Origin of the sequence: Streptomyces sp. NPDC020845 (genome assembly GCF_044334165.1) — a bacterium.
Taxonomy (GTDB): Bacteria; Actinomycetota; Actinomycetes; order Streptomycetales; family Streptomycetaceae; genus Streptomyces.
The window spans coordinates 123222-149493 of record NZ_JBIRSJ010000004.1 but is presented as its reverse complement, the minus strand read 5'-3'; the positions used below and the strand labels follow the sequence as shown (position 1 = coordinate 149493).

Annotated in this window: 10 protein-coding genes; 4 read left to right on the top strand and 6 right to left on the bottom strand. The window is 70.4% G+C overall.

Annotated features, from left to right (window positions below):
• Positions 1-126: 126 nt before the first annotated feature.
• Together ACH4U7_RS10750 and ACH4U7_RS10745 are read right to left on the bottom strand one after the other, a co-directional pair.
• Positions 127-3258 (bottom strand): discoidin domain-containing protein, encoded by a 3132-nt coding sequence (locus tag ACH4U7_RS10750; protein WP_398527615.1) that lies wholly within the window; start codon positions 3256-3258, stop codon positions 127-129.
• Between the two features lie 159 nt (positions 3259-3417).
• The gene (locus ACH4U7_RS10745; protein WP_398527614.1) at positions 3418-4467 is read right to left on the bottom strand and encodes a methyltransferase; all 1050 of its coding nucleotides are present in this window, start codon (positions 4465-4467) and stop codon (positions 3418-3420) included.
• Between the two features lie 317 nt (positions 4468-4784).
• Between ACH4U7_RS10745 and ACH4U7_RS10740 the strand changes: the two genes are divergently transcribed.
• Entirely contained in the window at positions 4785-5822 is a 1038-nt protein-coding gene (locus ACH4U7_RS10740; RefSeq protein ID WP_398527613.1) for a helix-turn-helix domain-containing protein, read from the top strand.
• On the opposite strand, the gene ACH4U7_RS10735 is transcribed toward ACH4U7_RS10740, so the two are convergent.
• A complete protein-coding gene (locus ACH4U7_RS10735; protein ID WP_398527612.1) occupies positions 5765-11962 on the bottom strand; it encodes an amino acid adenylation domain-containing protein in 6198 nt (2065 codons plus the stop codon). The two genes, ACH4U7_RS10740 and ACH4U7_RS10735, sit on opposite strands and share 58 nt — an antisense overlap.
• Before the next feature lie 210 nt (positions 11963-12172).
• Here ACH4U7_RS10735 and ACH4U7_RS10730 point away from each other — a divergent pair, with 210 nt between their 5' ends.
• Positions 12173-13207: a 2-ketoarginine methyltransferase gene (locus tag ACH4U7_RS10730; RefSeq protein ID WP_398527611.1), complete on the top strand. Its 1035-nt coding sequence runs from the start codon at positions 12173-12175 to the stop codon at positions 13205-13207.
• Here ACH4U7_RS10730 and ACH4U7_RS10725 read toward each other — a convergent pair.
• Both ACH4U7_RS10725 and ACH4U7_RS10720 read right to left on the bottom strand, forming a co-directional pair.
• Positions 13204-14373 carry a beta-methylarginine biosynthesis bifunctional aminotransferase gene (locus ACH4U7_RS10725; protein ID WP_398527610.1) on the bottom strand — a complete coding sequence of 390 codons (1170 nt, stop codon included), beginning with the start codon at positions 14371-14373 and terminating at the stop codon, positions 13204-13206. The genes ACH4U7_RS10730 and ACH4U7_RS10725 overlap by 4 nt on opposite strands.
• Positions 14373-15461, bottom strand: a complete 1089-nt coding sequence (locus tag ACH4U7_RS10720) for an inosamine-phosphate amidinotransferase 1 (RefSeq protein ID WP_398527609.1) — start codon at positions 15459-15461, stop codon at positions 14373-14375. The genes ACH4U7_RS10725 and ACH4U7_RS10720 overlap by 1 nt, the downstream gene beginning before the upstream one ends.
• A gap of 112 nt (positions 15462-15573) precedes the next feature.
• Here ACH4U7_RS10720 and ACH4U7_RS10715 point away from each other — a divergent pair, with 112 nt between their 5' ends.
• Entirely contained in the window at positions 15574-16806 is a 1233-nt protein-coding gene (locus ACH4U7_RS10715; protein WP_398527608.1) for an MFS transporter, read from the top strand.
• The gene (locus ACH4U7_RS10710) at positions 16794-20684 is read left to right on the top strand and encodes an amino acid adenylation domain-containing protein (RefSeq protein WP_398527607.1); all 3891 of its coding nucleotides are present in this window, start codon (positions 16794-16796) and stop codon (positions 20682-20684) included. The genes ACH4U7_RS10715 and ACH4U7_RS10710 overlap by 13 nt, the downstream gene beginning before the upstream one ends.
• Here ACH4U7_RS10710 and ACH4U7_RS10705 read toward each other — a convergent pair.
• Positions 20612-26251, bottom strand: coding sequence for an amino acid adenylation domain-containing protein (locus ACH4U7_RS10705; protein ID WP_398527606.1), 5640 nt, complete (start codon positions 26249-26251; stop codon positions 20612-20614). The two genes, ACH4U7_RS10710 and ACH4U7_RS10705, sit on opposite strands and share 73 nt — an antisense overlap.
• Between the last annotated feature and the right edge of the window lie 21 nt (positions 26252-26272).

Below are 26272 nucleotides of genomic sequence, written 5' to 3'. Positions count from 1 at the left end.
CGGGCATCGTCCCTGCCGCCGTCTTCCCCTGGTGCACCCGGACCAGCCACTCACCTGTCCTGGTGCCTACGCACTACGGGCCGACTCGGGCCGACTTGGGCCGGGGCAGGGCTTGACGTGGAGCGGTCAGCGCACCGTCAGGCGCCGCAGGCGTGACACCGGCGCATGTGCCGACCCGTCGGCCTCGAGGCTGACGTAGCGGGCCGTCTCGGAGGCGGTCAGCCGACGCGTGCGGCCCCGGCCCGTGAGGGTCCCGGCGTCCCGGTAGGTGATGCCGTCCATGCTGAAGGCGACCTTCGCGCCCGGCGCCGCGCCCGCCGTCCACTCGGTCTCCACCAGGCGGACCGGGCGGGCCGCGCCGAGGTCCACGACCATGCGGCCGCGCGTGCCCGGCTGCCACGCCGTGCCGGCGTCGCCGTCCACCGCCGCCGCGGGGTCGGACATGCCCTCCGGCAGTGGGCTCGTGGGGAAGACGGTCCTGCCGAGGGCCAGGTCGTCGTACGGGTGGGCGGCCGCGCCGGCCAGGACGACGGTGATCGTCCGGCCCGCTCTGACGACGGCGACCCTGCTGCGTCCCTGGGCCCGGACGCGCAGCGCGCACGAGGCCCCGGACAGGCGCACGGTCGCGCCGTCGACGACCTGGACCCGCAGGCCCGACGGCAGGCGTCGGCTCGTGAGGGGGGTGAGCGTGAAGCGCGGGGCCAGCACGACCGCCGTGGCGGCGGGCAGCGCGGCCTCGAAGGACGTGCCGTCGGCGGTCAGCCTCTGCGTGCCCTCGAAGACCACCGTGTCCGTGCCGGTGCTCGGGATCGTGATCCGCGTCCTGACGGGCTCGCCGGAGAGGTTGAACAGGGTCAGGTGCCCGTCCGTCAGCGTCGTGCGCACCTCGGCGGCCTCCGCCGTGGGCGCGGTCCCCCGGGCGGTCGCGCGCAGGTTCCCGGCCGACGCGGCGGGGAAGCCCTCGACGAGGAGAGGTGCCGCCGGTCCGTCGCTGAGGACGATCTTGTCGTCGTAGACGCCGATCGGGTTCCGGCCGTCACGCACCACGAGCCCGGCGCGTCCTTCGACGTCGAGCCAGCCGCCGCGGCTGCTCACCGCCGGCCTCGGCCCGGTCGCCAGATCCCTCCAGTCCCGGCCGTCCGTGGAACCCTGGATGCGGTAGGCGCGGCCGGCCGCCGATTCCCAGCGCAGGGTGACCCGGTCGATCCGGCGCTCGGCGCCGAGGTCGACGGCCAGCCAGCTGTCGGCGCGCGGACGGTCGGCCCTCGACACCGCCCAGCGGGTGGCCGCGTCGCCGTCGACTGCGAGCGGCGCACCCTTCCCGGCGTCGGCCGACGAGGCGGTGGCGGACCCGCCGCGCGCGAGGTCCGCGCCCTGGGCGCCGTCGCGCACTTCGAACGCGTACAGGGAGTACCCGTAGGCCGGGTCGGGCCGCACACCGAGCATGCGGACGTGGCGCACCGTCGTGGGTGTGAAGCCGAGGTCGTCGACCCGTACGGCGGGTGTGTCGGTGGAGGTGTCGCGGGCGCGGACGGTCGCCTCGCCCTCCTCGAAGCGGTAGGTGCGCGCGCCGTCGAGCCCCGGCACGCCGGGCATCGTCAGGTTGTGCACGTCGAGGTGGCCCTCCGCGTCGGCGGTGCCGCTGCTCGCGTAGACGACGGCGCCCGTCGGGAGCGTCGCGAACCCGGCCCAGCCGCCGTCGAGGCGCAGGAGCGTCGCGCTGCCGTCGAAGCCGTCGCGCAGGGACTCGTACACGCGCACGGTACGGCTCTGGATCTTCGCGGCGGTGGCGGGCAGGAACATCGGGGTCGCGCCGCTGAGCCGGAACAGCCAGTCGTCGTGGCCCGGCTGCCAGGCGAACTTCACGAACCCGGACTTCGTCACGGCACCGGCCCACGCGGCCCGCGACTGGTGCGACACCAGTCCGGGGCCGGTCCCGAAGTCCGTGACACCGGAGGCCCGCGCGAACAGTTCCTCGCGCGACAGCGCCTCGACGGGCTGCCCGGACGCCGCCGCCCACACATGCAGCAGGTAGCTGATCGCGATTTCGGCGCGGGCCTCCGGCTCGTACTTCGGCTCCCCCGAGAACTTCGCCATCCGGTGCTCGGGCGGGTACTGCTGGTACGCCTCCAGCCGCGACGCCAGCTCCTGCTCCGCGCGTGCCGCGGCCCGGTCGCGCATCACCTGGGAGAGGAAGGCGAGTGGGATGACGTCCCTGCCGTAGAGGTGCTCGCGGTCGTTGACCATCGGCATCAGCGGTTCGCCCGCGTCGCTCATGACGCCCAGCAGCGTGCGCCACAGCGGCTGGGCGTTCGGCTGCCGCGCGAGGACCTGCGGGAGGGGGCGTCCGGCGGCCAGGAAGTGCGCGGCGTTGCGGCCGGAGGTGCGCCACAGCTCCTCTTGGTAGTGCGGGCCGAAGGAGCCGTGGTTCTCGACGATGAAGGTGTCGTACAGGTTGCGGGCGGTGTTCTCGGAGACGGCGACGCCGTCCACGCGGGCGGGGTTGGCGAGGTCGGCGGGCGGCATCCCCGCCTCGTTGCGCGACCAGATGCCGTACCACATGGCCCATTCGGCGGCGCGGCGGTCGTCGTGGGCCCATGCGAGCGCCGGTGCGAGGGTCTGCGCGTACAGGCCCATCTCTTCCAGCTTGGTGTCGCCGATGTGTCCGCCGCTCAGGCCGTTCGGTGTCCAGTCGCCCGAGGCGGGGTCGTCGCCTCTGCCCAACGACACGGTGTAGGCGGCCTGTTCGCGGACGATGGTCTCGACGTTCTGCTGCGTCGCGGTGTCGAGGTCCTTCCACAGCAGCCGGGCGGCGAGAACGAAGTACGACTGGAAGGTGGTGTCGAAGAAGAGCGTGCGGCCCCACTCGTTGCCGCCGGTGAGCCGGTTCGACGCGGCGAAATGACGGACAGTGGCGAGCGTGCGCCGCGTGAGGGTATCCCGGTCGATGCCCGCACGCGCCGCGTCGTAGGTGCCATGAGTGAGCAGGACCGCGTTGCCGAGGACCACGGCGAACCCGAAGTCCTTGGCCCGGTAGTGGCCCTGGGCCTCGTCCCACTGCGTCTCGGACCAACGGGTGTGGTCCAGGAGCACCCGCAGGTAGGTGGCCGCGACGGCGTCGGGCGGTGTGTCCGTGCGGCCGCGCGCCGCGTGGGCGCTCGCGGCTCCGGTGAGCGTGGGCAGGGCGGCCAGCGCGCCCGTGAAACCGGTGAGGTGCAGAAAGCGGCGGCGGTCGAGGGGCAGGGACTGGTGCGACACGGAACGACACCTCGAAGGCTGGACAACGTTGTCAGAGCAGGGGTGCCACACATTCTTCGACGGTGCCGGCCCGCGCGTCAACGGGTGTGACGTCAGCCCTCGTCGACCGGTGGGGGCAGGGCCGCCCACCGGCCGTGCCGGGGGTCGTGCGCAATGGCGTCAGACGGCGACGAGTTCCAGGCCGAAGTAACCGCCGCCCACGGGGTACGTCTTCGACCGGCGCCACCCCGAGGCCGCGAAGAGGGCGTCGAATTCGTCCAGATCGCGTTCCATGCCGTTCGTCGTGGTGAGCATGGCCATGTCCGACAGGGTGGCCAGATCGGGCCGGCCGATCTCGCCGACGACCATCTCGACGACCAGCGCGCGTCCCCCCTCGTTCACGGCGGACCTGCAGCGGCGCAGGATGGTCGTGCATTTGGCGTCGTCCCAGTCGTGCAGGATCGTCTTCACCAGGTAGAGGTCCGCCGGGGGAACCTCCACGAAGAAATCGCCCGCCACCGCGGTGAAGCGGCCCGACAGACCGCGCTTCTCGGCCTCGCCGCGTGCGCTCTCGACGGCGTGGGGCAAGTCGAGGACTTGCCCCCTCAGCTGGGGGTCGGCCTCCATCAGCGCCAGGACGAAATCACCGTTCGAACCGCCGACGTCGACAACGGTGGACACCCCGGCGGTGGAGAAGGCCGCCACGGCGCCCTGTGTCACCAGGCCGGACAGGTCCCCCATCGCCTGAGCGAAGAGAGCCGCTTCCTCAGCGTTCTCCGGCTTCGCGTAATACTCGAAAATGTCCATCCCCAGCGCCTTCTCGGTCTGGGTCCCCCCTTGCCGCACAGCTTCGGGGAAGAGGGCCCAGGACTGCCAGAGCGCTTGGCCGGTCTGAGCCAGCACCAGGGAGCGCATGGAGCCGGGGACCTCTGAACGCAGCAGTCGGCCTCGACCGGTGAGACCGAAACGATGGTCCCCTTCATGGCTCAACATGCCCATTGACGAGGCCGCGCGCATCAGACGGTACGTGGCCTGCGGATGACTGCCCTCGCGCTCGGCCACCTCCTCGGCCGTCATGGCCCCGTCGGAGAGGTGATCGGCTATGCGCAGCGCCGCCAAGCCCCTCAGGACCTGGGCCCGGACCAAGCCGATCAGCAGGTCGAAGACAGCGGCAGCGTCGGCTGCGGGGTCGCTCGACGCGACGTCAGCGCCGCGATTCACGTCAGACATCAAGGCCAAAACCCTTCAGGACTCACCATGGGGCGGAAAGCATGGAAGCAAGCGCGGGACGTTCGAACGTCCGGTGACGCGATGGCTCCATGACGGGCACCGCGCCGGCCCCGAGTTGCTGTCTGTCCGTTTCGGAAGAGGCGCAACTCAGTCTCCGCGCTCTGCGACATCGTCCGCGTCACTCACCTTAGGGAGATCGCCGCGGCGTGCGCTTGTACCTCAGCGTCACTCTGATGGAACGTGAGTGCCGGGAGGCGTACGCCGTGGTGGAATGAGGCCGCGAGGGGTGTGGGTCGTTGGCAAGGCGAGGCGTTGAAATGAGCGACACTGGACACACCGAGCCGCGGATCGGCGGACCAGGGAGGAACTTCTTCGTTGATGTAACGGCTCCGAGTACCGCGCGGGACGGCTTCGACGTCTTCCGGCGTGAATGGGAGTCGCAGATCGGAGAGGCCCTCCCCCTGCCGCCCCTGGAACCGCTCGGATCGGGTGGTTTCCGGGTCAGTGTCCGCGCGTCCAAGGTGCACGACGCGGTGATCGCGGGCCTCTATGGTGAGTCGATGGCCGGCGGTACCCGGGGCGCCTCCCACCACCTCGACGACCGAGTCCTGGTGCATGTGATGGAGCGTGGCGAGTGGCGCTTCGTCCGTCCGCGCAACCGGGGCGAGACCTCCGTACCGGCGGGGCAGTTCATCGTGCGGCACAACGGCCCTCCGGCGCGGTTCGAGGTGGACCCGCGCACGACAGCGAAAATACTGATCCTGCCGGCCTCGCAACTCAGGCCGCTGATCCGCGACCGGGCGACCGTCGGGCCGGCCGACTCGCCCGAACTACGTCTGCTCACGGCGTACGCCAAAGCCGTCGAGGCGACGATCAACGATCTCACCGCTGCCGGTGTGCGAGCCGCCCGCAACGCTCTGCTCGAACTGGTCAAAGGGGTGCTGATGCAGGCGTTCGACGACACCGAGCCCCTGCTGGCCCCCGCGTTGGCCCAAGCGGCCAGGGACATCGTGGACAGCCGCCTCACCGATCCCGATCTCTCCCCCGCGGCCCTGGCCCGCGAACTCAAGGTCTCCGTAAGGACGCTGCACCGGGCCTTCGCCGAGGCCGAGGAATCAGTGGCCGCGTATATCCGACGCAGGCGGCTGGAACAGGCCCGGCTCGAACTGGCGGCGCCGGTCGGCCGACCGAGCGTTTCAGAGCTCGCCGCACATTGGCAATTCGCCGACAGCAGCCACTTCATCCGCGCCTTCAAGAAGGAGTACGGCCAAACACCCGCCGAATACGCACGCTCGAGTCAGGATCTGTCCCTGGGGCGCAGTACGGGGCGAGCGCGTCGGCCGTTGTCCAGGTGAGGCGCCAGTTCGGCGACTGTGGGGGCCTCGAAGACGGTCTGTAGGTCAAGGCTGATCCCAAACCGCGCGCGGACGCGGTTGACCAGGAGCATGGCGAGCAGTGAGTGCCCGCCCAACTCGAAGAAACTGTCGTCCCGGCTGACAGCGGGTACCCCCAGGATGTCGGCGAAGAGCTTGCACAGGGCTTCTTCCCGGGCGTCGCGAGGGTGTTGCGAGGTCGAGGCGGCCGCCTGGCCGGGGGCGGGCAGCGCGGCACGGTCCAGTTTGGCGTTGATGGTCAGCGGCAGTGCCTCCAGTTGCACGAAGGCCGACGGCACCATGTACGTCGGCAGGCGCTCGGCGAGCCGGTCGGCGAGCGCGGCCGTGTCCAGTTCGGCGCCGGTGTCCGATGTCACGTAGGCGACGAGTCGTTTGTCGCCGGGCCGGTCCTCGCGCAGTGTCACCGCGGCACGCCGTACGCCGGGCAGGGCCGTCAGGGTGGCTTCGATCTCTCCCGGCTCGATCCGGAAGCCGCGGAGCTTGACCTGGTCGTCGGTACGGCCCAGGTAGAGCAGGTTGCCGTCGGCCGTCCAGCGGACCATGTCACCGCTCCGGTACATCCGTTCCCCGGCCGCGCCGAACGGGCACGCGACGAAGCGGGTGGACGTGAGTCCCGCGCGTCCGACGTATCCCCGGGTCACACCCGGGCCCGCGAGATACAGCTCGCCGTCCACTCCGGGCGGCACCGGCCGGAGGGCGTCGTCCAGGACGTATGCCTGGGTGCCGTCGATGGGTCCGCCGATGGTGACGGTGCGGCCCGGGGCCAGGAATTCGCCGGTGGATCCCACGGTGACCTCGGTCGGCCCGTAGAGGTTGTACAAGAAGTGGTCGACGGACCAGAGGTCGGCCAGCAGCTGCGGTACCGCCTCGGCCCCGGTGACGATCGTGGTTCCGGCCGGTACGGCGGCCAAGGGCAGCGCGGACAGCAGTGCCGACGGGATCATCGCGTGCGTCGCGCCGTGCGCGGGCGTGCTGCCGGGCTCGGCCTCGGCAAGTGCCTCCGGTCGGCAGAACCGGAGCTTAGCGCCGGTGAGCAGGGCCATGAAGATCTCCCACACGGACAGGTCGAAGCCGATCGAGGCCAGTTGCAGCACCAGGCTCCGCGGGTCGACTCCCAGGGCAGATGTGTGGGTGCTGATCAGCCGGGCGATCCCGGTGTGGGGGACCGCGACGCCCTTGGGCACCCCCGTGGAGCCGGATGTGTAGATCACGTATGCCGTGGAGGCGGTGTACAGCGGACCGAGCCGGTCGTCGTCGCTCACCTCCGTGGCGGGGAAGCCCGCCAGGTCGAGGTCTCCCAACACGATGGCCTCGACGTCCACACCGTCGAGCCGCGCGGGATCGTCCACCAGCGCCATCGTGGCCGCGGTGTCCGCCATCATGAAGGCCTGACGCGCCGACGGAGACGCCGGGTCGATCGGCAGGTACACCCCGCCCGCGGTGAGCACCGCCAGCATGGCCACCAGGAGGCCGGGGCCGCGCTCCGCAGACACGGCGACGGGAACCTCGGGACCCACCCCGCGCCCGATCAGATAGCGTGCCAGCCGGTTGACGCATCGGCTCAACTCGGCGTACGTGATTCCCCCGTCGCCGTCCTCGACGGCGACGGCGCCCGGTCGCTGCCGCACCTGCTCCTCGAACAGGTCGGGGATGGTCGCCGGCTCGACCTCGGTGCCACGGCCCCATTCGGCGAGGATCCGCTTCCTCTCGTCGGGGAGGAGCACCTGGTAGGTGCTGAGCCGGGCGTCGGGGGCGGCCGTCGCCTGCTCGAGCAGCTGGATCAGCCGCCGGGCCAGGCTGAGCGCGGTCGCGGGGTCGTAGAGGTCGTCCGCGTATCCGACGCTCAGCCTGAGCCCGGAGCCGCGGCGCTCGCTGAACTCGAATGCGAGGTCGAACTTCGCGACGTCCAGGGGAGCCGGGCCGGGCTCGCAGCGAAGGCCGGGCAGCTCGAGGGCGGCGCTGGTGGCGTCGGTCCAGACAAGTGCCGTCTGGAAGAGGGGATTGCGTGACGGGGAGCGAGTCGGCTGGAGTTCTTCCACGAGGCGGTCGAAGGGAAACTGCTGGTGTTCGAAGGCGGCCAGATCGGTCGCGCGGACCCGGGCGAGCAGATCGGAGAAGGCGGGGTCGCCGCTGGTGTCGGTGCGCAGGACCACGGTGTTGAGGAAATAGCCGACGAGGTCGTGCAGGGTGTGGTCGGGGCGTGCCGCGACGACGGCGCCCAGCGGGATATCGGTGCCGGCGCCCAGCTGGGTGAAGAGGGCGGCCAGGGCGGCCTGCGCCACCATGAAGGGGGTGACCCCGTGGGTCCGGGCCAGTTGTCGCAGCCGCTGGTCCAGTGCCTGGTCGATCGGCAGTTCGACCTGGCCGCCGCGGCGGGAGGCGCGGGCCGGGCGGGGCCGGTCGGCGGGCAGCGTCAGCTCCTCGGGCAGGTCGGCCAGGGCCGTACGCCAGTAGTCGAGCTGGTGGCTCTGCACACCGGCCGGATCGTCGGCGTCCCCGAGCGCGTCCTCGTACCAGAGCGCGTAGTCCGCGTACTGGACGGGCAGCGGCTCCCAGCCGGGGGCCTCACCCCGGGTGCGGGCTGCGTAGGCACGGGCCAGATCGGCGGTCAGCGGCCGCATGGACCAGGCGTCGATGGCGATGTGGTGGATGGTCAGGACGAGGGTGGAGTCCTGTGGGCCGGTGGTGATGAGTTCAGCGTGCAGGGGAAGGTCGGTGGACAGGTCGATGACGTGGGCGCAGGCTCGGGCGATGGCATGCTCCGCCTGCTCGGCCGTGGTGTCGGTGAACCGCGGCTGCGGCCGGGCCCGGTCGGCGGGAACGACGATCTGAACCGGCACCCCCTCGCGTTCGGCATAGAGCGTACGCAGGGCCTCGTGCCGCGCCGTGAGGTCGGCCAGTGCCGCGGTCAGTGCGTCGCGGTCCACCGCCCCCTGGATCCGGGTGACCATCGGGACATTGTGCGTCGCGTCGGGGCCGTGCAGCCGATGCAGGAACCACAGCCCACGCTGGACGGGGGACAACGGCAGCACCTCGGGGCGCGGCACGACCGCCACCACCCCCGGTGGTGTCCGGTCGGCCGACTCCTCGGCGAGGCGCGGGGCCAGTTGGGCGACGGTCGGCGCTTCGAACAGGGTGCGCACCTTCAGCCGGACGCCGAACCGGACACGGATGCGGTTGATCAGGCGGATGGCGAGCAGAGAATGACCGCCCAAGTCGAAGAAGCTGTCGTCGGGGCCGACCCGGGTCATGCCCAGCACCTCGGCGAACATCGCGCCCAGCGTCCGTTCGGGCTCGCCCAGGGCCGCTGGCCCATCGGGGCCCGGGGCGTGCGCCGGGGACGTCGGAAGGGCCTTGCGGTCCAGCTTGCCGTTCGGCGTGAGCGGCAGGGCGTCGAGGGCGACGACGGTGGACGGGACCATGTACTCGGGAAGCGCCGACCGGACGTGATCGCGGAGCTCGGTGGCGTTCGGCACCCGGCCCGGCGCGGGCACCACATACGCCAGCAGCCGCTGTTCATGGGCCACCACGACGGCGCGGGCCACCGACTCATGCGCGTCCAGCGCCGCCTCGATCTCCCCGGGCTCGATGCGGAAGCCGTGCACCTTGACCTGGTCGTCCACCCGGCCCAGGAACTCCAGCACGCCGTCGCGGGTCCGTCGGCCCAGGTCACCGGTGCGGTACATACGGGCGCCTGAGCCGTCGCCGTACGGGTCGGCCACGAACCGCCCCGCGGTCAGGCCGGGGCGGGACAGATAGCCATGGGCCAGCTGTGCGCCCGCGAGGTAGAGCTCCCCCACGGCACCCGGGGGCACCGGCCGCAGGGCCGTGTCCAGGACGTAGACCCGGGTGTTCCAGACCGGGCGGCCGATGGGGACCGGTTCCACGCCGGGGATGACCTGGGTGGCCGTCACATCCACCGATGCCTCGGTCGGGCCGTAGAGGTTGTGCAGCTCGGTGGCCGGCACGACCTGGTGGAAGCGTCCGACGAGCGACGCCGGCAGGGCCTCGCCGCTGCAGATGACGCGCCGCAGGGTGGTGCATCCGGCCGCTGACGGCTCTGCCTCCAGCGCGTCCAGAAACGCTTCGAGCATCGACGGCACGAAGTGCGCCGTGGTGATCCCCTCGGACTCGATGAGCTCGGAGAGATAGGCCGGGTCGCGGTGGCCGTCGGGCTCGGCCACGACCAGCGTGGCCCCGGTGATCAGCGGCAGGAAGAACTCCCACACCGACACGTCGAAGCTCGCGGAGGTCTTCTGGAGCACCCGGTCGGCGGCGCTCAGCCCGTACTCGTCCCGCATCCACAGCAGTCGGTTGACGATGCCCGCGTGCGGCACGACCACACCCTTGGGGCGGCCGGTGGAACCCGATGTGTAGATCACGTACGCCGGCAGGCTCGGAGCGTACGCCTTCGGCAACTCACCGGGCGGGCCGTCCGGGGCCGCCCCGTCCAGGACGAGGACCGGACGGGCGTCGTCCAGCATGAAGGCGGTCCGCTCGGCCGGATACTGGGTGTCCAGCGGCAGATAGGCCGCCCCTGTACGGTGCACCGCGAGCAGCGTCGCCACCAGCTCCACCGAGCGCGGCAGCGCGACCGCCACCGTCTCCCCCGGCCCCGCGCCTTTCCCGGCGAGCACCCGCGCCAACCGTTCCACCCGTGCGTCCAGGTCCGCGTACGTCAGCCGCTCATCCCGGAAGACCAGCGCGGTCGCGTCGGGTGTCCGCGCCACCTGCGCCCGGAACAGTTCCGGCAGGGTCGTGGACGGCACCTCGTGGGCGGTGTCGTTCCACCCGTCCACGGCCCACGCGCGCTCGTCCGCGACCAGCATGTCCAGTCGGCCCACCGGCTGTTCCGGGTCCGCCGCCACTTGCTCCAGCAGGCGGACCAGTCGCTGTGCGAGCGATTCGGCCGTGTGTGGGTCGAAGAGATCGCGACGGTAGGCGATCCGGCCGTGAAGGCGGCCGTCGGGCCCCTGTTCGGCGAGGTCGAAGGCGAGGTCGAACCGGAGGTCGTACGCGGCCGCCGCTTGCTGATCGATCGGGTAGGCCTCGTCGACGGCCGCGAGTGGGCCCACCATCACCTGGCAGAGCGGATGATGTGCTGGATCACGGCGGATGGCGTTGCCGGTCGCCTCGACCAGCTCCTCGAACGGCAGGTCCTGGTGCTCGTGGGCCGTCAGGAGCGTGGCATGGACCTGGGCGAGAAGGTCGTCGAAGCCGATGTTGCCGGCGAGGTCGATGCGCAGTACCAGGGTGTTCGCGAAGTGGCCGACCAGGTCCCGCGACTCTCCGTGGGGTCGGCCGGAGACCGGTATGCCGAGCGGGATGTCGTCGCCCGCGCCGACGCGGTGCAGCAGGGCGGCGACGGCTGCCTGCGCCACCGTCGACATGCTGATGCCTCGGCTGAGGGCCCATTCGCGCAGCGCCCGCGCCGGCTCCACCCCGACCGTGAAGTCCACGGTGGCGGCCTGCCGGCCGGGCACCTGCCCCCGAGGCCGGTCGACGGGCAACCTCAGCTCCTCGGGCAGGTCGGCCAACTGATCTGTCCAGTAGTCGCGTTGCCGATTCCCCAGCCGCTCGAGCCGGTTGACCGTCGCGGTCACGTGATCGGCGTAACGGGGCGCAGGGCCCCACTGTGGCGCCCTGCCACCCGTGCGCGCCGTGTAGGCGGTGTCGAAGTCCCTGAGCAGCGGGCGTACGGACCAGGCGTCGATGGCGATGTGGTGGATGGTCAGGACGAGGGTGGAGTGCTGTGGGCCGGTGGTGATGAGTTCGGCATGCAGGGGAAGGTCGGTGGACAGGTCGATGGCGTGGGCGCAGGCTCGGGCGATGGCATGCTCCGCCTGCTCGGCCGTGGTGTCGGTGAACCGCGGCTGCGGCCGGGCCCGGTCGGCGGGAACGACGATCTGAACCGGCACCCCCTCGCGTTCGGCATAGAGCGTACGCAGGGCCTCATGCCGTGCCGTGAGGTCCGTCAGCGCGGCGGTGAGCGCCTCCCGGTCCACCACGCCCGGGATCCGGGTCACCATCGGGACGTTGTGCGTCCCGTCGGGGCCGTGCAGCTGATACAGGGACCACGGGCCACGCTGCGCCGGGGACAACGGCAGCACCTCAGGGCGAGGTGCCGTTGACGCCGCAGGACCATGTGAGGACTTCTTTTCGGGCATTACCATCGACCTGCCAATCTTCGCTCACACTATGGCGTCAACTACTGGGGTCCGCAGCTTAATTGTGCTCTGTGGCACGTCGGCCGAGGATGCCGTCTGTGATGTTTACGGAATCGCGGGGCGCTCGAAAGGGATATATCGCAAATGAATGATTTCGAACCTCGTCTGATAGAGGCGCTGCAACCGGTGCGCCACTTCTTCCTGGCGCAGGCGATCGAGTTCGGCCTGACCTCTGGGCTGCTGGACGAACTGGCTGCCGACCGGACGACAGCCGACCGGTCGCCGGCGGATGTGGCGAAACGGTTGAGCATGGACCCCGACCGCCTCCTCGGCCTCCTGCGCTACTTCGCGGCCGAGGGCATCGTGCGCGATCCCGAGACCTCCCCACGGCTCACGCACAAAGGGGAGGAGGCGCGTCGGTTCCGGCCGTGGTACGAGCTGCTGATCGGCGGGTATTCCGCGACCCTTGGGGAACTGCCGGCCGTCATGGCCGACCCGAGGGCGTATGCGGGGCGTAACGGCGGCATGGTGGGCCTGGGCAGCTGCGGGATCAGCCGCCACGATGCCATACCTCTGGTACGGCGCCTGCTGGCGCTGCTGCCGGAAGAACCCGCGGTCGTGGTCGATCTCGGCTGCGGGGACGGCTCGTTCCTGCTCGAAATCCGCGCGGACGGGGGCCGGGGAATCGGCATCGACCCGGACGCGAGCAGTATCGCGCGCGCCCGTGCGCTCTCCCGTGAACAAGGACGCGGGGCGGAGATGGCGTTCGATGTGTCCACGGCTCAGGATTTCCTGTCCCGCAAACTCGATCTGCCGCACCGCTCGGTCTGCTTCATTACCGCGTTTTCCCTTCAGGAAGTACTGGAACAGCGCGACCGCGGGGCAGTGGTCGACCTTGTGCGCTCCGCTCTGGAGCAGGCGCCGGAGTCCTATCTGATTGTTGTGGAGGTCGACCATCGGCCTACCGACCCCGCTATCATGAGGCATGGCCTGGGGCTGGCCTACTACAATCCCTATTACCTGTTGCATCAGGTGACGGAGCAGCGGCTCGAGACCGCCGAATTCTGGCGGGACCTCTTCGCCGAAGCGGGTGGTTCGGTCGTCGAATGCCTGACCACTGACCCGGAGGTCGACTCGACCGGCCTTGAACTCGGCTTCCTTGTCCGGAAGGCCGGTTAGGTCTGCTGTCGGACTTCCCAAGCGGCCATGGCCCGGTCGAGCAGTGCGAGACCTTCCCGGATCGTCCGGGGTGCCAGTCCGGTGGGAAAGCGAATGAATCCCGGGATCACCGGAGCGTAGTTCTCCGATGTCGTGAGCACGAGCCGGTATTCGTCGAGAGCGAAGTCGGCGAAAGCCTCGACATCGGCCATCCCGAGGTCCATCCAGAGCTGGGTGCCACCGTTCGGCAGTGGGGCGTCTAGGAGGTGGTGACCGGCCGCGCTGCGCCGTATGGCGTCGCGGCCGGCCCGAACCCCGTCGACCAGCGCGGCATTTCCATGGCCGATGACCACCGCCGCGAGCTGCTGCGCCCGGCTGTTGATCGAAACGGCCTCCCACTCCAGACGGGGAACGATTCGGCCGACCGTCTCTTCATGCCCGGTGATCCAGCCGATCCGGTCGCCGGGCCGTCCGTAGTTTTTCGACAGGGAGTTCACCACGACCAGGTCGGTCCTGCTGACCGCCAGATCGACGGGAGCAGCACAGAATTCCGGCCCGAAGGAGAAGGAATCGTAGACGGCGTCGTAGACCACCAGGACGTCGTGCGTATCCGCGAACCTGCTCAGGAATCGCGGATACCCGGCACTCGCCGTGGCTCCTGTGGGGTTGTGCGGGAAGTTGACGTACAGGACCGTGGGCTCGCGGCACATCGGGGCGAGCACGCTCCAGTCCTCCGCCGACCCCGTGAGCGTGACCGTCTCGACCGCCAGCCCCGCCGCCAGCATCGCGTCGTGCACTCCGCGGAACACCGGAGCCTGGCAGACCGCCTTCCGGTATCCCCTGGCGACGCTGTCCCGGAACACAAGCCCCAGAGCGTGCATGCCGCCGGCGCTGATGACGATGTTCGACGGATGTACGGCCGCGCTTGCGGACATCTCGCGCTCGCGCCGGGCTATGGCCTCGCGCAGGACCGGCAGCCCCTGCGAAGGCGCGTAGAAGTACGGAGCGTCGTCGGAGTCCGGAGAAGCCGTACTGGATTCCGGCCGCTTCCCCTCCGGCCAGCAGGGAACATTCTCCACAAGAACCGACCATGGTTCGTCGGGCCGCGACTCGGCGATCGCCAGCCGACGCTGCAGGGCGGACACAGCCGGTGTTGCGAGGTTCTTTTCGATGAACTCCGGTCGCATCAGCGGTACGTCTCCAGTGTTCCGGTTCTGCGTATGTCGAGGGAGACGCAGTGGAACGATCCGCCCAGGGTGCGCGCGTGGGTGAGGCGCATCGGAAGGACGTCGATCCCGCGCTTCTCAAGAGCGCGGAGAAGCGCGGGCTGCCGCTCGTCCGCCACCACCAGATCGTCTCTGACGACCAGGAGATTCATGCCGACCCAGGGGGAACCGTAGGGGTACTCCCCCACATACTCGGTCTCGGTCATTTCCGGGCACCAGAGATGGTCCCAGCCGCGGAGGTAGTCCGGCATGTTCTTGTCGTTGACACGCTCAGGATTGAGGAGTACGAGTCCGGGCCGGAGCGGGACGATAGTGGTGTCGATATGGGTTCCGGTGTAGATGTCACGGCAGGGATGAACCGTGTAGGTGTCCCCCAGCGCCGACTGGAGCCATTTCCAACCCAGTTCGTTTCCGCTGTCCGACACCAGATACAGCAGATCGGTCCCGCAGCGCATCACGTTGGCCGCGTCGAATGCCGGTTCCAGGTTTCCGAGCCGCCGTCCGGGCTCGGCCTCCATGTCGTACATGTCGTCGCCGAGCCGCGGCTTCGGTGCCGATATCCATCGCGCTCCGCTTTCAAAGAACTCCAGCAGCATGTTCTTGTAGGCGAAGGGTTCCAGGAATCTTGACCGAAGAACCATGGGGGTCTCGATGACGGTGCTGCCCACGGTCAGAAAGACATCGCGCGGGCAGTAGTCGTAGAAGCCGTCGGTCTGCCAGTCCGGGGTGGCGAGCTTCGCCGCGTGATCGCGGGCCTCGGGCCGCCGGACCTTCACGCCGAGCTTCGTGAGCTCATCGCAGAGCATGGACAATTCATGCTCGGTCTCCTCGAGAATATGGTGCGCATACGGACCGGAAGGGATTTTGTCGACCGTGCCGTATTCCGGGTACTCCAGGGTGAACAGGCCCTTGTCGGGGCTCGGTACGCGGGCGCCGGTCGCGGTGCCGATGATGACTTCTTCGAGCGGATCCCACTCGTTGTGCACATCGACCAGACTAAACGGATTTGTCACGGCAAACCCCTCCCCGTCGCCCGCATACGCCGTCATGACTGCGGGCAATCTAGGAGATTCCGCGGCCCGGCGACAAGCCTTGCACATTTGATCTCGGCCCTGAAATCATGGCCGAATTATTTTGGGCGGTGGCAAGCGGGGGCAGGGGATGGCGTCGGCTGAAGCGGGTGAGACGACCGCGGGTTTGCGTCCGCTGCGCAGGAACTGGCGGTTTCAGATGCTGTGGGCAGGTTCCGCGGCATCGCTGCTCGGCTCCCGCATGTCCACCACCGCGTATCCGCTCCTGTTGCTGGCGATGACCGGATCGACGTTCGCCGCCGGAGCGTTCAGCGGAGCGCAGCTTCTGACGCAGGTGCTCTTCGGGATCCACGCGGGCACTGTCGCGGACCGTTACGACCGCAGGCTGGTCCTCATCGTGGCCGACGGGCTGCGATTCCTGGCGTCCCTGACCGTCCCCCTCGCCCTCGCGATGGACCGGCTGACCCTCACCCATATCCTTCTGGTCGCGGTGGTGGTCGGCGCCACCATGGCCTATGCGTTTCCGGTCCGGACGCTCGCGATTCGCTCGGTCGTGCCCAAGGCGCAGCTGCGGCAGGCACTCGCCCAGGACGGCTTGCGGACCAACGGTACGGGTCTGCTGGGGCCGCCGCTGGCGGGATTCCTCTTCGGGCTCGGCCGTTCGGCTCCGTTCATCGGCGCGGCTGTCGGTTCGCTGCTCTCGTTCGGCGCGGCCTGCGCGGTCCCGTTCGACGGCAAGGCGGAGACGAGCGGGGGGAAGGCGCGCGGCGGAGCCCTGGAGGGAATCCGCTTCCTGGCCCGGAGCCCGCTGCTGCGGGCCACGGTGGGCATCACCTTCGCGCTCTATCTGGTCTGTTCCGCCACGGTGCTGTCGTGCCTGGTGCTCCTGCAGCGCGAGGGGGTCGGCAGTGCCGGCATCGGCCTCGCCCTGTCCGGCGAGGCGGTCGGCGGGATCGTCGGGGTGCTCTTCGTCAGCCGGCTGCACCGGCTGATGGGCCCCGGGAAGCTGCTGATCGCCGCGTCCTGGCTGTATGTGCCGCCGCTCCTGGTGCTGCCGCTGTCCAGCAGCCCGGTCCTGGTCTTCTTCGTACTCGCGGTGATGTTGCTCAGTGACCCGTCGCTCGATGTGATGACCGATGTGCTGATCTTCCAACAGGTCCCCGACGAGCTGAGGGGCCGGGTCATGGCCGCGACCTTCATGCTCTTCACCCTTGGAATGCCCGCCGGAACGCTCGGCAGCGGCCTGCTGCTCGACTTCCTGTCGCCCGGCGCCATGTTCACACTGCTCGCGGCGGTACTGGCGGTCGCTCTGGTACCCGTAACCCTTAACCGCACACTGTGGGAGTCCGGGTGGCCGGCCTGATTCCGCTGTCCTTCGCCCAGCAGCGCCTGTGGCTCATCGACCGGCTGGAAGGGCCCAGCCCGGTCTACAACGTCCCCTTGGCGCTGCGATTCTCCGGCGCCGTGAACCATGCCGCCCTGGAGGCCGCCCTGCGGGATGTGGTGGTCCGCCACGAGAGTCTGCGCACGGTGTTCACCGAGACGGCGGGAGTGGCACACCAGGACATCCTCGATCCGGAGGCGCTGAGCGTGCCGTTCGAGGTGGGTGAGACGGATGAGGCGGCGCTCGCCCAGGACCTGGAGGAGTTCGGCGCGCGCCCCTTCGACCTGGCGCGGGAGATTCCTGTCCGCGCTCGGCTGTTGCTGCCGGCACCGGAGGAATCGGTACTGGCGCTGGTGATTCACCACACCGCCTGCGACGGCTGGTCCATCGGCCCGCTCTTCCGTGACCTCGGGACCGCGTACCGGGCGCGGTGCCAGGCGGATGGCCGCGCACCGCAGTGGGAACCGCTGCCGGTCCAGTACGCGGACTACGCCCTCTGGCAGCGGGAGATGCTGGGAGACGAGGACGACCCGGACAGCGAGGTGTCCCGCCAGTCCGCCTTCTGGTCCGCCGAACTCACCGGCCTGCCCGAGCAGCTGTCGCTGCCCGCCGACCGGCCCCGTCCGGCCGTGAGCGACTTCCGTGGTGGGGCCGTACCGATCGAGGTCGGCGCCGAGGCCCACCGCGGACTGACCCGGTTGGCACGGGACACGCGGGCCAGCTCCTTCATGGTGGTCCAGGCCGCGCTGGCGCTGCTGCTGACCAGGCTCGGGGCCGGCACCGACATCCCGATCGGCACCGTGACGGCGGGCCGCGACGAGGTGGCGCTGGAGGAACTGGTCGGCTTCTTCGCCAACACTCTGGTCCTGCGCACCGACACCTCCGGCAACCCCACCTTCCGGGAGTTGCTGGAGCGTGTGCGGAGCGGGACCCTGAAGGCGTACGCACACGGCGAGCTTCCGTTCGAGCGAGTCGTGGAACTCATCAGCCCCGAGCGGTCCCTGGCCAGGCATCCGCTCTTCCAGGTGATGCTGGTCTTCGAACCCGAGGGGGATGCCGTCCCCGAACTGCCCGGGTTGCGGGTCGGCCTCGAAGAGGTGGACACGCGGAGCGCCAAGTTCGATCTGACCGTCAGCCTGAGGGAGCGATTCGGCGGCGACGGTGAACCGGCCGGCCTTTCGGGGGAACTCCGTTACCGCACCGACCTGTTCGACCATGGGACGCCCGAGCGTATGGCCGCCCGTCTGGTACGGATCCTGGCCGCCGCCCCGCGGAACCCGGACCTTACCGTCGGACGCATCGATATCCTCGACGCCGCCGAGCGGCACCGTGTGCTGACCGAGTGGAACGACACCGGCCCGGGCGCACCCGCCCCGAGCCTCCCCGCGCTCTTCTCGGCCCAGGCCGCCCGGACCCCGGCCGCACCGGCCCTGTCCGACGGCGGCCTGGTGCTCACGTACGCGGAGCTGGAGGCGCGGGCCAACCGGCTGGCACACCTGCTGGCCGCACGCGGAATCGGCCCGGAGAAGCTGGTCGCGGTCGCCCTGCCCCGTTCGGCGCAGGCCGTCATCGCGCTCCTGGCCGTCCTCAAGGCAGGGGGCGCCTACCTTCCGCTGGACCCCGGCTATCCGGCGGAACGGCTCGGCGCCATGCTCCGTGACGCCCGGCCGGAGCTGGTCCTCACCACGGCACAGGCCGACCCGACGGCCGAGCCGGCCATCCCCCGGCTGTGCCTCGACAGCTCCTCGGCCCAGGCCGAGCTGGAGAGCCGACCCGCCGCCCATCCGGCCGTGCGAACACATCCCGGTCATCCGGTCTATGTCATTTACACCTCAGGCTCGACAGGCCGCCCCAAGGGGGTCATCGTCACCCACGGAGCTCTGGCCGACTACCTGGCCTGGGCACGCCGGGCCTACCCGGCGACCGCCGGTACGGTTCTGCTCCACACGTCGCTCTCGTTCGATCTGACGGTCACCGCCCTGTGGACGCCGCTGACGGTCGGCGGCTGCCTGTTCACGGCCTCAATCGCTGAGGTGGCGGAGCTGGCCGAGATGGCGGAGCCGGCCGGTATGGAGTTCACCTTCGTGAAGGCCACACCGAGTCATCTGCCGCTGCTGGCCGAGGCATCCGACCTCTGCGCGCCCACCGGTCAGCTGCTGCTCGCCGGCGAAGCCCTCACCGCCGAGGCGCTTCGCAGATGGCGCCGCAGGCACCCGGACATGACCGTGCACAACGTGTACGGACCGACGGAGACCACGGTCAGCTGCGCCGACTTCCCCGTGGAGCCCGGTGCCGAGCTCCCGCCCGGAACGGTGCCCATCGGCCGTCCCCTGGCCGGCACCCGGATCTATGTGCTGGATTCCGCGCTGGCTCCGGTGCCGCCTGGTGTCGTGGGCGAACTGTACGTCGCGGGCTCGGGCCTGGCCCGGGGATATCTGGGCCGGCCGGGCCTGTCGGCCGAGCGGTTCGTCGCGTGCCCTTTCGGGGCCCCGGGCGAGCGGATGTACCGCACCGGCGATCTCGCACGGTGGCGGCCGACCGGGGTGCTGGACTTCATGGGGCGGGCCGATCAGCAGGTCAAGGTCCGTGGCTTCCGTATCGAACCCGGCGAGATCGAGACCGTACTGGCCGCCGACCCGGTCGTGGGCCAGGTCTCGGTGGTGGCTCGGGAGGACAGGCGGGGAGACCAGCGGCTGGTGGCGTACGTGGTGCCCGTCGAGGGCGGGACCCCCGAGAGCATGGACGGCTCGGCCGTACGCGAGCGGGCGCGGCGGCTGCTGCCGGAGTACATGGTGCCCGCCGCCGTGGTGCCGCTTCCGGCGCTGCCGCTGACGCCGAATGGCAAGCTCGACCGTGCGGCGTTGCCCGCGCCACGGGCCGGCGCCGGGAAGTCGTGCCGGGGACCGGGCACGCCGGTCGAAGAGGTCTTGTGCGAGCTGTTCGCGGAAGCTCTCGGCGCCGAGGGGATCGGCGCCGACGAGGGGTTCTTCGAACTGGGCGGCCACTCGCTGCTCGCCGCCCGGCTGGTCGGCCGGATCGCGGCCCGGCTGGGCGTGGAGGTGCGACTGCGGGACCTGTTCGAGGCGCCTACGGTCGCCGCCCTCGCCAGGCGTCTGGGCAGGGTCGGCGAGCGCGACGGGGCGGCCTTCGACGTCCTTCTGCGGCTTACGGCGGGCGGTTCGGGCACCCCGCTGTTCTGTGTGCATCCGGGTGGTGGCATCAGTTGGTGCTACGCCGGGCTGATCCGCCATCTGCCACCGGATCTGCCGGTGTACGGACTGCAGTCCCGGGCGTTGTCGGCCGGGGCGACGTGCCCCGCGACCATCGAGGAGATGGCACACGACTACCGCGAGCAGATCGTCTCGGTGCAGCCCGTCGGCCCGTACCGGCTGCTCGGCTGGTCCTTCGGCGGCCTCGTCGCGCATGCCGTCGCCGTACAGCTCCAAGAGGCGGGCGAAGAGGTGCGGTTCCTCGGGATGCTGGACAGCTATCCGGAATTCCATGACGACGGCGACCGGCTTCCCCGGTGGGGGGAGGGCGACGCGGTGGAACTTCTCCACGAGGCGATCGGTGGACTCGACGGGCTCGCGGCGGACGAGATGCCGCGGGTGCTGGCCGCCCTGAGGCATCACCGTGCGCTGTGGCGGGGTTACGTACCCCGGCGGTACCGGGGAGATCTCCTCTTCTTCACCGCCGCCCTGGACCGGCCCGAGGGCCGGGACGCGGTCGGGGAGTGGACCCCTTTCATCGATGGGACGATCGAGGAGATCTCCGTCGAGTGCACTCATCCGGCGATGCTGTCCCCCGGACCGTCGGCCATGATCGGGAGAGCGCTGGCAGCCGCGCTCTCCCCCTGACCTGCCCGGCCCACGAGATCCACAGAGCCGTCGCCGCGCAGCCGGGCCCGGGCGCCGGTGCGGTACATCCGCCCGCCGGGCGGCCCGTACGGATCGGCCACGAAGCGCTCCGCGGTGTGGGCCGGTCGCCCCGGGTAGCCACGAGCAGGGCCCGGACCGGGCAGGTACAGCTCGCCGACGACGCCGGGCGGCACCCGTCGCCCGGCTCCGTCCAGTACGTAGGCCGGAGGCCGGTCGGCACTCGTGTCCGCGACCTGCCCGGCCGAGACCTGCCCGGCCGAACGGCGGGACGTGACGGTCACGCGGCCGCCACGCAGCAACTGCCCCCACCATTCCCATACGGTGAGGTCGAAGACGTCGCCGAGCCCGGGACAGGCACCAGCCCCGGTGATCACACGCAGCACGTCCTGGTGGGAGAGGACGGCCCCCAGGGGTTCGCCGTGCTCGCCCGCGGCCCTGACCACGCAGGCGGCGCCGGCCGGCTGTGGAGCCGGTGTGCGGAGGTGCGGCGGGGCGGCCGGCCCTGGTTCGCCGATGACCAGTGTGGGCAGGCCGGCGGGCAGGAACCAGGCATGGGCGCGGTCCGTGACGGTCAGGACGGGCGGGCAGCCGGTCGGCAGCAGTTCGAGGCGATCGTGCGGCGTGCCGGGGTCGAGCGGAAGACAGCAGCCTCCGGCTCTGAGCACGGCGAGCGTCGCGATCACCAGGTGGGCCGAGCGCGGGAGCGCCACCGCCACGGTCAGCTCCGGTCCCACCCCCGCCTCCCGCAGCACCAGCGCCATCTGGTCCACCCGCTCGCCGAGTTCGGCGTACGTGAGCTCGGTGGCGCCGTACACCACCGCGATCCGGTCGGGTGTGCGCCGGACCTGGGCGTCGAAGAGGGAGATGACGGTCTGCCCGTCGGCGGTCTGCCCGTCGGCGATCGGCGGTGGCGGGCACTCCGCGCCGGTCGGCGGTGCCGCGAGCGGGCGGGCGGCGGAGAGGGGCAGGTCGGACAGGCGGGTGTCCGGGGCTGCCGCCACGCTGTGCAGCAGCGTGCGCCACAAGGAGGTGATCCGCTCAGCGGTGTCCGCGTCGAAGAGTTCGCTGCGGTACGAGAGCACGCCCTGGAGCCCGGAGTCGGTCTCCCAGAGCTGCATGCCGAGGTCGAACTGTGAGGTGCGGACGTCGAACGGTACGGGCTCCACGTCAAGTCCGGTCAGTTCGGCGGTCTCCGGGGCGTTGTTCTGCAGTACGAAGAGCACCTGGGCCAGCGGATTGTGCCATGGGCTCCGGTCCGGGTTCAGCTCCTCGACGATCTTCTCGAACGGCACGTCCTGATGCGCGTAACCGTCCAGCGCCACTCGGCGTACCTGGTCCAGCAAGGATCGGAAGGTGGGATTACCGGAAAGGTCGGCGCGCAGCGCCAGGGTGTTGACGAAGAAGCCCACGAGACGGTCGAGTTCGGTACGGCCCCGGGCGGCGGTCGGCACGGCCACCACGATGTCGTCCTGACCGGTGAGCCTGCCCATCAGGCAGTGGAAGGCCGCGAGCAAGGTGATGAACACCGTGGCGCTCCCGGCCTGGCTGACGGCGCGGATCCCGTCCAGAACATCTGCCGGGACGCGGAATTCCACCACCCGTCCCGCCGAACTGCCGGCAGCCTCGCGAGGTCGATCGAAGGGCAGTTCGATGGCCGTCGGCGGGCCGGCCAGCCTTTCCTTCCAGTAGACCAGTTGGTGTGCGAGAACCCCGTCTCGCAGCCAGTCGCGCTGCCACACCGCGTAGTCGGCGTAGCTCACCGGCAGCTCGGCCAGGCCCGCCCGCTCCTGGTGCCCCCCGGCCGCGTAGAGGGCGGCCAGGTCCTCGAAGAAGACGCTGCCGGACCAGCCGTCGGTGACGAGGTGGTGCATGGTCAGCAGCAGGATGTGCTCGTCGGCGGCCAGACGCAGCAGCTCCGTCCGCATGAGCGGTCCCCGGACCAGGTCGAAGGGGCGCATGGCCTCCTCGCCGACCAGCCGCTCGGCCTCGCGCGTCCGCTCTCGCGCCCCCAGCCCGCTGAGATCGGTGAGAGCCAGTTCCCAGGACGGCACGGGCCGGATCTCCTGCCACGGCTCGCCGTCATCGGAACCGAAGACCGTACGCAGCACCTCGTGGCGTTCGACCATCGCCTCCAGACTCCGCCGCAGCGCCTCCCGATCGAGCGCGCCGCGCAGCCGCAGCGGAGACGCGATGTTGTAGGCCGGGCTGCCCGGCTCCAACTGGTCGATGAACCACAGGCGTCGCTGGGCGAACGACAGCGGGAGCCGCTGTCCGGCGACACGGGGCAGGGGCACGATCGGCGGCGTCGTCGGTGTGCCGGCCCGCAGCGACGCCTCGGCCCGTTCGGCGAGTCCCGCGATCGTCGGGCTCTCGTAGATCGCGCGAACCGGGAGCTCGGCGCCCAGATCGGTGCGGATCCGGGCGAGCACCTGGGTGGCCAGGAGTGAATGGCCGCCGATGGAGAAGAAGTTGTCGTGCACGCCGATGCCGCCGAGCCCGATGACATCGCTCCAGATGCCCCCGATGATCTCCTCGACCGGGTTGCGTGGCTCGGCGCCGCCGCCGACTTGGGCGGACAGCTCCTGTTCGGGGCTCGGCAGCCCACGGCGGTTGAGCTTTCCGTTGGAGTTGAGCGGCATGCTCTCCAGCAGAACGATCGCTGAAGGGATCATGAAGCCCGGCAGCCGCCCACGCAGGTGATCGCGCAGCCGGGCCCGGGTCTCTCGCTCCCACGTGGGCCGTGTTTCGCCCGAAGTCGGCCACCGTCCGGCGGCGACCGACGCATAGGCCACCAGATGCCGGTCCCCGGGGGCCTTGTCATGCACGATGACCAGGACGTCCTCGACATCCGGGTGGCCGCGCAGGGCTTCCCCGACCTCCCCCAGCTCGACCCGGAAGCCACGGACCTTCACCTGGTGGTCGGACCGGCCGACGATCTCGATCGTGCCGTCGGGGCGGTACCGGGTCAGATCACCGCTGCGGTAAAGCCGTGCCCCGGGGACCCCGCTGAACGGATCCGGAACGAAACGGGTCGCGGTCAGAGCGGTCCGGCCGAAGTAGCCGCGCCCGACACCGGCACCCCCGACATAGAGTTCACCCGCGACTCCGGGCGGGACCGGCTGCAGCGCGCTGTTGAGGATGTAGATCCGGCTGCCCGGCAGCGGGCGGCCGACCGGGAGGGCGCCGTCGGGGTCGTCGCCGGGGTGCCCCTCGGCGAAGTGGGTGTTGTCGATGGTGGACTCGGTGAGACCGTAGGTCCCGGCCATCACGGTCCCCGGGTGGCACAGCCGCCGCGCGCGCTCGAAGTCGCGTACGTACCAGACATCACCGCCCGCCATGAGGAAGTCCAGGAACTCCAGCGACTGCCCGCTCGCCTCGACATGGTCCAGGAACACCCGCAGCAGCGGCGGCACGAACTCCGCGCTGTTGACGCCTTCCTGGAGCATCAGGTCGAGCAGCTCCGGCGGCGACAGCGAGACCTCGCGCGGGCACACCACCAGCGTGGCGCCGGTGAACAGCGCGCGCATGGTGTCGCCCATGAACATGTCGAAGGAGAAGCTCGCCATCTGCACATGAGCCCTCAGGCGCCGGCTCAGGCCGTAGCGCTCCTCGAACGAGTGGAAGTAGTTGGCGAAGTTCGCGTGCGTGAGCATCGCGCACTTGGGGGTTCCGGTCGAGCCGGAGGTGTAGAGCATGCCCGCGAGATTCGACGGGAGTACCGCGGTTACCGGCGGCACTGTCGGCTGGGACCGTATCTCCAGGTCGTCCCTGTCGATCAGGAGGACGGGTACGGCGTCGGCTCCGGTCAGGGCCGCTGCCGTGGTGGCGTCGGAGATCAGCAGCGAGGCCTTGGAGTCCGACAGCATGAACGCCAGGCGCTCCGCCGGATAGTCCGGGTCCAGCGGGATGAAGGTGCCCCCCGCCTTGAACACCGCGAGAAGGGCGACCAGAGTCGCGGCCGAGCGCTCCAGGCAGATGCCGACACCGGTTTCGGCCCCGACCCCCCGGGAGCGCAGGGCGTGCGCCATCTGGTTGGCGCGCTCGTCCAGCTGCCGGTAGGTGAGCCGCTGATCCCGCCACACCACCGCGAGGGCTTCCGGCGTGCGGCGGACCTGCTCCTCGAAGAGGGTGTGCAGGCACCGGGGCTCACCTCGCTCCGAGCCGGTGTCGTTCCAGCTGGTCAGGATCTGCTCGCGTTCCGCCGGGGTGAGCAGGCGCAGCGCGCTGACGGGCCGGTCGGGGTTGGCCAGGGCGTCTTCGAGCAGCTGCCGCAGGTGTCCGGCCATGCGCCGGATCGTGGCGGGGTCGAACAGGTCGGTGCTGTATTCCAGCTCGCAGACCAGCCGTTCCCCCAGATGCCTGACACCCAGGGTGAGATCGAACCTGGCCGAGGTGCGCGGCAGGTCGATGCGCTCCACCGCGAGCGGGGCGAATTCCGGTGCTTCCTCTGCTTCCTCGCGCCCTTCCGACGCGCGGAAAAGCACCTGAAACAGTGGGGTGGAACTCGGATCACGTTCCGGCTGAAGGATTCTGATCAGCTCTTCGAAAGGCATGTCGCCGTGCACCCGGGCCTCCCGCACCGCCGCGTCCACCCGGCGGACGACCTCGCCGAAACCGGGCTCGAGCCGGGCGCCGGAAAGGTCGCTGCGGAGCACCACCGTGTTGGCGAAGTGCCCGATCGCGCTGTCCGGTTCGCCCTGGGGCCGGTTGGGCAGGATCGTGCCCACCGTAATGTCCCGCTGGTCGCAGTAGTGCGCAAGCAGGGTCTTGAACGCCGCGAGGACCGTGGTTGCCACGGTGGTCCCCCGGCTGTCGCTGAAGCCGGTCAGCCGGTTCGTCAACTCCTGGCCGAGCTCGAAGCTTTGGACCGCACCGCGTCCGCTCCGTACGGCGGGCCGACGTCGGTCGCACGGCAGCCGCAGCATCGCGGGCACGCCATCGAGCCGCTTCCGCCAGTATTCCAGTGAGGCGGCGTACGACCGGCCGCGCTGCTCGCGCGCGTAGTCGGCGTACCGCGGGGAGGGCGTGGGCAGCACGGGGGGCCGGCCGTCCCGGAACGCCGCGTAGACCTGCCCGAGCTCGCGAAGCAGTACCTCCATGGACGCGCTGTCAAGGACGATCTGGTGCGCGGTGACGGCCAGCGCGTGGTCCTCGCCGCACAGGCGCACCAGCCGCAACCGGATCAGCGGCCCCGACGCGAGATCGAAGGGAGCGTCGGCCTCCTCGCTCAACAGCCGCTCCGCCTCGGATTCCCGCCAGTCTTCCGGGAGCCCGCCGAGATCGGTGAACGACAGCGGAAGCTCCGCGCTGTCGGCCTGTACGCACACCGGTACGCCGGCTCTGTCGGGGAAGCGGGCCCGGAGTGTGTCGTGGCGCCGCACGATCTCGCCGAAGGCCCGACGCAGCGCCTCGATATCCAGGTCCCCCCGGATGCGCAAGGCGACAGCGACGCTGTGGACCGAGTTGCCCGGCCGCAGTCTGTCGAGGAACCAGAGCTGCTCCTGTCCGAAGGACAGCGGCAGATCGTGCGGGGCTGAGTCGGCCATAACCTCACCAGGAACCGATGG